General features: G+C 57.9%; 6 protein-coding genes. 1 reads left to right on the top strand and 5 read right to left on the bottom strand.

Annotated elements, in window-relative coordinates; all coding sequences use genetic code 11:
- The first annotated feature begins 50 nt into the window (after window positions 1-50).
- A complete protein-coding gene (locus VF709_RS24495) occupies window positions 51-824 on the top strand; it encodes an AraC family transcriptional regulator (protein ID WP_094084772.1) in 774 nt (257 codons plus the stop codon).
- Here VF709_RS24495 and leuA read toward each other — a convergent pair.
- The 5 genes from leuA to VF709_RS24470 all read right to left on the bottom strand — a co-directional run bounded on the left by leuA (window position 802) and on the right by VF709_RS24470 (window position 7,519).
- Entirely contained in the window at window positions 802-2,457 is a 1,656-nt protein-coding gene (leuA, locus tag VF709_RS24490) for a 2-isopropylmalate synthase (RefSeq protein WP_149896891.1), read from the bottom strand. The genes VF709_RS24495 and leuA overlap by 23 nt on opposite strands.
- A gap of 166 nt (window positions 2,458-2,623) precedes the next feature.
- Window positions 2,624-4,171: a multidrug efflux MFS transporter permease subunit EmrB gene (gene emrB, locus VF709_RS24485; RefSeq protein ID WP_013098429.1), complete on the bottom strand. Its 1,548-nt coding sequence runs from the start codon at window positions 4,169-4,171 to the stop codon at window positions 2,624-2,626.
- A gap of 16 nt (window positions 4,172-4,187) precedes the next feature.
- Window positions 4,188-5,360 carry a multidrug efflux MFS transporter periplasmic adaptor subunit EmrA gene (emrA, locus tag VF709_RS24480; RefSeq protein WP_013098428.1) on the bottom strand — a complete coding sequence of 391 codons (1,173 nt, stop codon included), beginning with the start codon at window positions 5,358-5,360 and terminating at the stop codon, window positions 4,188-4,190.
- 129 nt (window positions 5,361-5,489) lie between these two features.
- A complete protein-coding gene (mprA, locus tag VF709_RS24475) occupies window positions 5,490-6,020 on the bottom strand; it encodes a transcriptional repressor MprA (RefSeq protein ID WP_013098427.1) in 531 nt (176 codons plus the stop codon).
- Window positions 6,021-6,334: 314 nt separating this feature from the next.
- Window positions 6,335-7,519, bottom strand: coding sequence for an MFS transporter (locus VF709_RS24470; RefSeq protein WP_013098426.1), 1,185 nt, complete (start codon window positions 7,517-7,519; stop codon window positions 6,335-6,337).
- Between the last annotated feature and the right edge of the window lie 146 nt (window positions 7,520-7,665).

Here is a 7,665-nt window from a genome sequence, read left to right as displayed (position 1 = left end):
GGGGAACCCTCAGCCCGACGGGAGAGGGTAGGGTGAGGGTTGTTTAACCCATGACCACAACGTCTACCTTCTCCTTTACCCATCGTCCCCTCGTTCCGTTTGCCCATGATTACGTTCATGGTGACAGCGAGCCGTGGCACCAGCACGACTGTGCCCAGCTGCTGCACACCCTGAGCGGGGTGGTAAGAGTGGATACCGCATCGGGCTGTTGGGTTGTTCCGCCGGGCCGTGGCGTCTGGCTGCCAGCAGGAACGCAACACTCGCTTCGCATCACCGGCAACGTGGCGGCGCGTACGCTGTTTATCGATCCGCTGGCGCGGGCCGATCTCCCTGCAACCTGCCAGATCGTGCAGATCTCGTCGCTGTTACGCGAACTGATCCTCGCTTCCCTGCTGCTTGATGAGTCTTACTCGCCGGGGAGCCGCGACGAGCGGGTGTATGAGCTGATTCTGGATGAGATCCGTTTGATGCCAGTGCTACCGTTTCATCTGCCGGAGCCGGAAAGCGAGCCGTTACGCCAGCTTTGCCAGCGGATCCGCCAGGCACCCGGTGAAAGCTGGAGCAGTACTGAGGCGGCGAGCTCCGCAGGCATGAGCGAGCGCACACTGAACCGTCATTTTCAACAGCAGACCGGTTTACGCTACGCAGAGTGGTTGAGAAGGGCGCGCCTGCTGGAGGCGTTGCAACGGCTGGCTCAGGGGCAGCCCGTGTTACGCGTGGCGCTGGATCTGGGCTACGGTAGCCACAGCGCCTTTACCGCGATGTTTCGCCGGGTGATGGGGACATCCCCCAGCGATTACTTCAAAGACAGCTCACCGCATTAAACAGCGCCTGGAGCGAGGCGCGCGCCACGTCACTGTCAATGCCCACTCCCCAGCGGCTGCTGCCGTCCTGGAACAGGCAGCGGATGTAAGCCACCGAGCGGCTGTCGCTGCGCTCCCCCAGCGTATGTTCGTGGTAGTCTTTAATCACAAACGGAGTGTTGAGCCAGCGGCTTAACCCACTGGCGGCCGCGGATAACAGCCCGTTGCCCTGGCCTTCAAGCTGGCGCGTTGCGCCCTGCGTCACGACGCTTGCCGTCAAACGTAACTGACCGTCCTGCTGACTGTCGCTGCGATAAGATTGCAGGGCAAAGTGCGGGTCTGCGACCAGCCCGTAGCGGCTGCGAAACAGTTGCCACAGGGCGTGCTGCGTCATCTCTTTACCATGGCGATCGGTCTCCTGCTGCACATGCTGGCTAAAATCCTGCTGCAACGCGCGGGGCAACTTCAGACCATGATTCTGCTCGATGAGCCAGGCGCTGCCGCTTTTCCCGGACTGGCTGTTAACCCTGATCACCGCTTCATACGTGCAGCCGATATCCTGCGGATCGACGGGCAGGTACGGCATCTCCCAGCGCTCGCCCGGTTTGCGGGCATCAAAGCCTTTTTTGATGGCGTCCTGATGCGAGCCCGAGAAGGCGGTATAGGCCAGCCGTCCCGCCCACGGATGGCGCGGGTGTACCGGAAGCTGGTTGCAGGCTTCCACCACTTCTACCACCCGGTTCATATCGCTAAAGTTGAGATTCGGGCTGATCCCCTGGCTGTAGAGATTCATCGCCAGCGTTACCAGGCAGACGTTACCCGTGCGTTCGCCGTTGCCAAACAGACAGCCTTCCACCCGGTCCGCACCCGCCATCACCGCCAGCTCTGCGCTGGCCACGCCGGTGCCGCGGTCATTATGCGGGTGAACGCTGATGCAAACATCGGTGCGACGGCTAAAGTGGCGGCAGAAATACTCAATCTGATCGGCATACACGTTCGGCGTGCTGACCTCCACGGTGGCCGGTAAGTTGATCACCATGGGCCGTTCGGCGCAGGGCTGCCAGATCTCCGCCACCGCTTCACAAATCTCCAGCGCAAACTCCGGCTCGGTAAAGCAGAAGGTTTCCGGGGAGTATTCGTACTGCCAGCGGGTTTCCGGGTTCTCTTCGCACAGCGTGCGGATAAGCCGCGTGGAGCGTGTTGCCAGCTCAACGATTTGCGCTTTCTCCAGGCCGAACACCAGGCGGCGAAACAGCGGGGCGGTGGCGTTATACAGATGGACGGTGGCCTGTTTCGCGCCACGTAACGATTCAAAGGTGCGGACGATCAGGTCTTCCCGTGCCTGGGTTAATACCTGAATTGTGACGTCATCCGGGATGCGATTCTCTTCAATCAACTGGCGAACAAAGTTGAAATCCGTCTGCGAGGCAGAAGGAAAGGCAACTTCAATCTCTTTAAACCCGCAGCTTAACAGCAGATCCCAGAACTGCAGCTTGCGCGTGCTGTCCATGGGTTCGGCCAGGGCCTGGTTGCCATCGCGTAAATCGGTTGAGAGCCAGCGCGGGGCATGGGTGATGCGTTGCTCAGGCCAGCGGCGGTCGGAAAGAGAAATAACGGGATAAGGCTGGTACTTGTCGGCGGGTGTGTTCAGCATGATGCGCTCCTGTTGTCTTTTCACTATCGTGAATCGATTTCAGGAGCGCTGCTTTATCGGATGTGACAATTGCTGTCGCGTTTTGGACAACAGCGCGGGTTTTGCCGGATGTGCACATATCGTAGGCCCGGTAAGCGAAGCGCCACCGGGCATTTCACGCAGAGGACTAGTGCGCGCCACCCCCTCCACCGCCAGCACCAAACGGCGGTCTGGCAAACCACACCAGCCCCAGCAGGACGATGAAGATCCCCGCGGATATCCAGAAAATCTCGTTAGCCGAGATAATCAGCCCCTGGTTGGTGATCTGCTGGGCAATCCAGCCGGACGCCTGCTGTTCCGTCATGCCCATCCCCTGAAGCTGGCTATACATCTGCTGCGCATTCGGGTTGTACGGATTTACCGCTTCGGTCAGCTGCGCATGGTGCATCGATTCCCGGTTTGTCCACAGCGTGGTGGTGATCGATGTCCCGATGGAGCCCGCCAATGTACGGGTAAAGTTCGACAGGCTCGACGCGGCCGCCAGACGCTCAGGCGGTAAGCCAGACAGCGTGATGGTGGTCAGCGGCATAAAGAAGCACGCTACCGCGAAGCCCTGAATAAACTGCGGCCACGCAGAGGCGCCAAAGTCCATCCCCGGTTCAAAGGTATACGCACGCCAGTAGAAGCACACCGCATACATAATGAAGCTGAAGGTCACCAGCCGACGCATGTCGAGCTTATGGGCAAAGCGGCCAATGATCGGCGACAGCAGCACCGGGATCACCCCAACAGGCGCAGAGGCCAGACCCGCCCAGGTCGCGGTATAGCCATACACCTCCTGCAGCAGCTGCGGCAGCAGAACAATCGCGCCGAAGTAGAGCATATAGGCGAGGCTAATACACAGACAGCCGATGGTGAAATTTCGCGACTTAAACAGCGAGAGATCGACTATCGGGTTGTCGTCCGTCAGCTCCCAGACAATCAGGAAGCTCAGCGACACCACCGCGACAATGGTCAGGATGATGATCTCCTGCGAGTTGAACCAGTCCAGCTCCTTACCCCGGTCGAGCATGATCTGCAGACTGCCGATACCGAGGATCAGCAGCGCCAGACCAATGCTGTCGATTCGCCGCTGTTCGGTACGGGTCTCACGACCGCGCAGGGATTGCAACGTCATCAGAACCACAACCGCTCCAATCGGAACGTTGATGAAGAAGATCCAGCCCCAGTGGTAGTTATCGCTGATGTACCCGCCGAGAATCGGTCCGCAGATAGGCGCGACGATCACGGTCATTGACCACAGCGCCAGCGCGACGGAGCGTTTTGCAGGCGGGTAGTTACTCAGCAGCAAACTTTGCGAAAGGGGGATCAGCGGCCCGGCGACAATCCCCTGGATGACGCGGAAGAAAATCAGCATCGTCAGGCTGCTGGACATCCCGCACGCCCAGGAGGCCAGCACAAACGCCACCGTTGACCACAGGAACAACTTCACCTCACCGACGCGCTTCGCCAGCCAGCCGGTAATCGGAATGGAAATGGCGTTTGCCACCCCGAACGAGGTAATGACCCAGGTTCCCTGGCTCAATGACGAGCCAAGGTTCCCGGCGATCGTCGGGATTGCCACGTTTGCGATGGTGGAGTCCAGCACCTGCATGAATGTCGCCAGCGACAGCGCAATGGTCATAATGACCAGCTGCGCGCCTTCCAGCGGTTTTTGCGGCTTTTGCTGTTGCATAACGCTCACCTTCGGATTAACCGGCGTTTGCCTTCACGATGTCATCGATCAGCTTGTTGACCGGATCGAGGCTAATTTCACGGGCGTTACTTTCATAAGCCGGGGTGCTACGTACCTGGCTTGCCAGAATCTGGCCGTCGCGGTTAGCGGTATCCACCGTCACCAGCGTGGAGAGGCCAATACGCAGCGGATGGTCTGCCAGCTGTTTAGGATCAAGCTCGATACGCACAGGCAGACGCTGCACCACTTTGATCCAGTTACCGGTGGCGTTTTGCGCAGGCAGCAGCGAGAAGGCGCTGCCGGTACCCATATCCAGACCCACCACTTTACCGGTGTACTTCACGTCGTCGCCGTAAATGTCGCTGATAACAGTTGCGGTCTGGCCGATACGCATATGGGCAAGCTGCGTCTCTTTAAAGTTCGCATCAACCCACAGATTGTCCGCCGGCACGACCGCCATCAGCGGCGTGGTTGGGCTAATCTGCGCGCCTGGCTGTACGGAACGACGGGAGACGTAGCCGGTCATTGGGCTGACGATTTTGGTACGCTGCAGGGCAAGCCACGCGTTACGCACTTCGGTCGCCGCCTGTTGTACCGCAGGCTGGTTTTCAAGGCTGGTACCGAGAATCATCGCCTGGTTAGCGTTGTACTGCTGAATAGCCACATCCAGCTGCGCCTGGGCGCTGGCAACGGCATCGCGGGCGTGCTGCAGCTCTTCACGGCCAATCAGATTGGCGGTACCGAGCGGCACGCGACGGTTCAGGTCGCTCTGTGCCTGGGCGAGTGCGGTTTTCTGCACGTCGATGTTGGCCTGCAACTGCTTACTGTTGATCATCAGCTGACGGGTCTGACGCACGCTGGAGGCCAGCGCGGTCTGTGCTTTTTCAAACGCCTGTTGAGCGTCGGTCGGATCCAGCGTGACCAGCACATCCCCTTTTTGCACAAAGTCGGTATTGTCAGCCCAGACTTTCGTCACGCTGCCCGACACCTGCGCCATAATTTGTACCTGATTCCCTGCCACGTATGCGTCGTCTGTCTCTTCTGCATGACGCAATACTAAAAACCAATAGATCCCATATGCCACGGCAATAATGATAAAGAGCAAGGTCAACAGAAGAAGGGCGCTCTTACGTTTGCCTTTCTTGTTGGCCGGTTGCTGCGGGGTTGTGTTCTCCGCATTTGCGCTCATTGTTGTTCTCCACGATCTTCTTATTTTCACATCGGCTGAGCCGACCTGTTGTCAGAAAGGCCAGCAGTGTCACGTGCTGGCCTGTCAGTTTTCTTTTTTTAAATCTGGATGTTCGAGCGTGTCGTCGCGTTAGCGCAGCGCCTCAAGGATGGCGCCATCTTCATCCATCTGATCCAGACGGGTGAGCAGCTTGCGAGTGATGTGCTCAAGCTGGTCGCGCTCGCTTGTGCTGAGGACAGACCAGAGTTTGTGCAGGCAGTTGTGCTGAGGTGGCAGCACCTCACGCAGGAATTGGTGACCTTTGTCGGTCAGTTGCAGATGCAGGCAACGGCGGTCGTTATCGCTTTCACGGCGTTCAATCCAGCCGCGCTTTTCCAGCTCATCAGCGATACGGGTGGCGTTCGTACGGGACGAACCCAGCGCGCAGCTCAGCTCAGACGGCTGAATACTGTGGTTTTCCTGAGACTCCAGCGTAATCAACGCCATAAATAACGTCTCGTTAATCCCCTGAGCTTTCAGCATCTTATTACGATTATCCAGCAGTTTCCCCTGCATGTGCATGCACAGGCGGGTCAGCAGGATTTCCTGATACGGGAAGTCCTCATGACGACTGGCGCGGAATTTAAGCATTTGTTCAATGGGCGTAAACGAACTATCCATTTGGGCATAACCTCATTAATTACAGCCGATATAGTAACGATAGTGACAAATAATGTAAATGAATTATTTGTGCGGTTAAATCCGCCAAACTAATGTCACTATCAGAAAGCGCCGGGTAAGTCCGTGACCCGGTGAGCACAGAAAGAGAGAGGGATGAACCCGCGGAAGAGAGGATGTGAGGACAGGGGTCTGAACTATTCATGCCGTTTGAAAATATGTCACCCACATTAAAATTTCTGGGATAAATGATTACGTTTACATTAACAGAGTGAGGGGCCCCTTTACACCCTAAGAGGCCCAAAGCTATGTAAAACTTAGTGAATGGCTTCCTGACGATGGTATCCACGCCACCATACTACCAGGTTTAGCGCGGCGACAACGGCTCCTGTCGCGCACACGCCTGTCCACCCGCCATGCTGCCACGCCGAGGCGGAAATTAACGAGCCCGCAGCACCACCAATGAAGTAGCTGGTCATGTACCCGGCAGTAAGACGGTTTCGCGCGTCTGGCTTCACGCGGTAAATCACGGTCTGGTTAGTGATATGCACGCCCTGTACGGTGAGGTCGAGCACCAGAATGCCGACGATCAGCGCCAGCACGGAGGTATGACCGTACCAGATGGCCGCCCAGGAGAGCAGAAGCAGCACCAGTCCCGCGCTGGTGGTCATGTGAGATTTGCCCTTATCGGCCAGCCCGCCTGCCGGACGCGCGCCGAGCGCCCCCGCCGCACCGGCCAGACCAAACAGACCAATCACCCCTTCGGAATAGTTAAATGGCGGTGCAGCCAGCAGAAAGGCCATCGACGTCCATAGGATGCTGAAGTTGGCGAAGGTGAAACATCCCAGCAGCGCGCGGGTGCGCAGGAGTTTATCCCGGGTAAAGAGGCTGAACACGGAGGCCAGAAGCTGAGGATAGTTCAGGTGATTTTCCTGCTTCACCTTCGGCAAGCCGCGCCAGAGCGCGAGCGCCATCACCACCATCAGCACGCTTGCCACCCAGTAGACGGTACGCCAGCCGCCAAGGCTGGCCAGCAGACCTGCTACGGTACGTGCCAGCAGTATCCCCAGCAGCAGGCCGCTCATGATAGTGCCCACCACTTTGCCGCGCTTTTCCGGTGCGGCGAGGGTGGCGGCCAGTGGAACCAGAATTTGCGCCACCACGGAGAACAGACCCGTCAGCGCGGTGCCGATAATCATCATTGTTAAAGAGTGGCTGCTGGCGGTGATCAGCATGCCGCCTGCGGCCAGCAGGGTCATGGAGACAATCAGCATCCGGCGCTCAAACATATCGCCGAGCGGCACCAGGAACAGCAGCCCGGCGGCATAGCCGAGCTGCGCGGCGGTGACAATAAAGCCTGCCGAGCTGGCAGAAAGGTTAAACGCCCGGGCGATGGTATCGAGCAGAGGTTGAGCGTAGTAGTTACTGGCGACCGCCAGACCCGTTGCCACGGACATTAAAAGAATAAGCGCGGGGCTAAGCCCCTGAGATGTTTTTGTCATGGGTTTCAGAAATCATTAGTTAAGTGATTATTTTTCCGGAAACAATAATAACCAATGATTGTGAAGGATGGGGGATTGTTGGGTGATGGATTGTGCGGTTTAGGGGATGGTGCGGTCTGGTGCCCTCACCCTAACCCTCTCCCACC

The organism is Enterobacter sp. Lyrl_3 (assembly GCF_051948675.1).
Lineage (GTDB): Bacteria > Pseudomonadota > Gammaproteobacteria > Enterobacterales > Enterobacteriaceae > Enterobacter > Enterobacter cloacae.
This window is presented reverse-complemented; position numbering and strand designations above follow the sequence as displayed.

Excerpts from the sequence above, each read along its gene's own strand:
- VF709_RS24495 (WP_094084772.1), top strand. The coding sequence starts at position 51 with ATGACCACAACGTCTACCTTCTCCTTTACCCATCGTCCCCTCGTTCCG.
- leuA (WP_149896891.1), bottom strand. The coding sequence starts at position 2,457 with ATGCTGAACACACCCGCCGACAAGTACCAGCCTTATCCCGTTATTTCT.
- emrB (WP_013098429.1), bottom strand. The coding sequence starts at position 4,171 with ATGCAACAGCAAAAGCCGCAAAAACCGCTGGAAGGCGCGCAGCTGGTC.
- emrA (WP_013098428.1), bottom strand. The coding sequence starts at position 5,360 with ATGAGCGCAAATGCGGAGAACACAACCCCGCAGCAACCGGCCAACAAG.
- mprA (WP_013098427.1), bottom strand. The coding sequence starts at position 6,020 with ATGGATAGTTCGTTTACGCCCATTGAACAAATGCTTAAATTCCGCGCC.
- VF709_RS24470 (WP_013098426.1), bottom strand. The coding sequence starts at position 7,519 with ATGACAAAAACATCTCAGGGGCTTAGCCCCGCGCTTATTCTTTTAATG.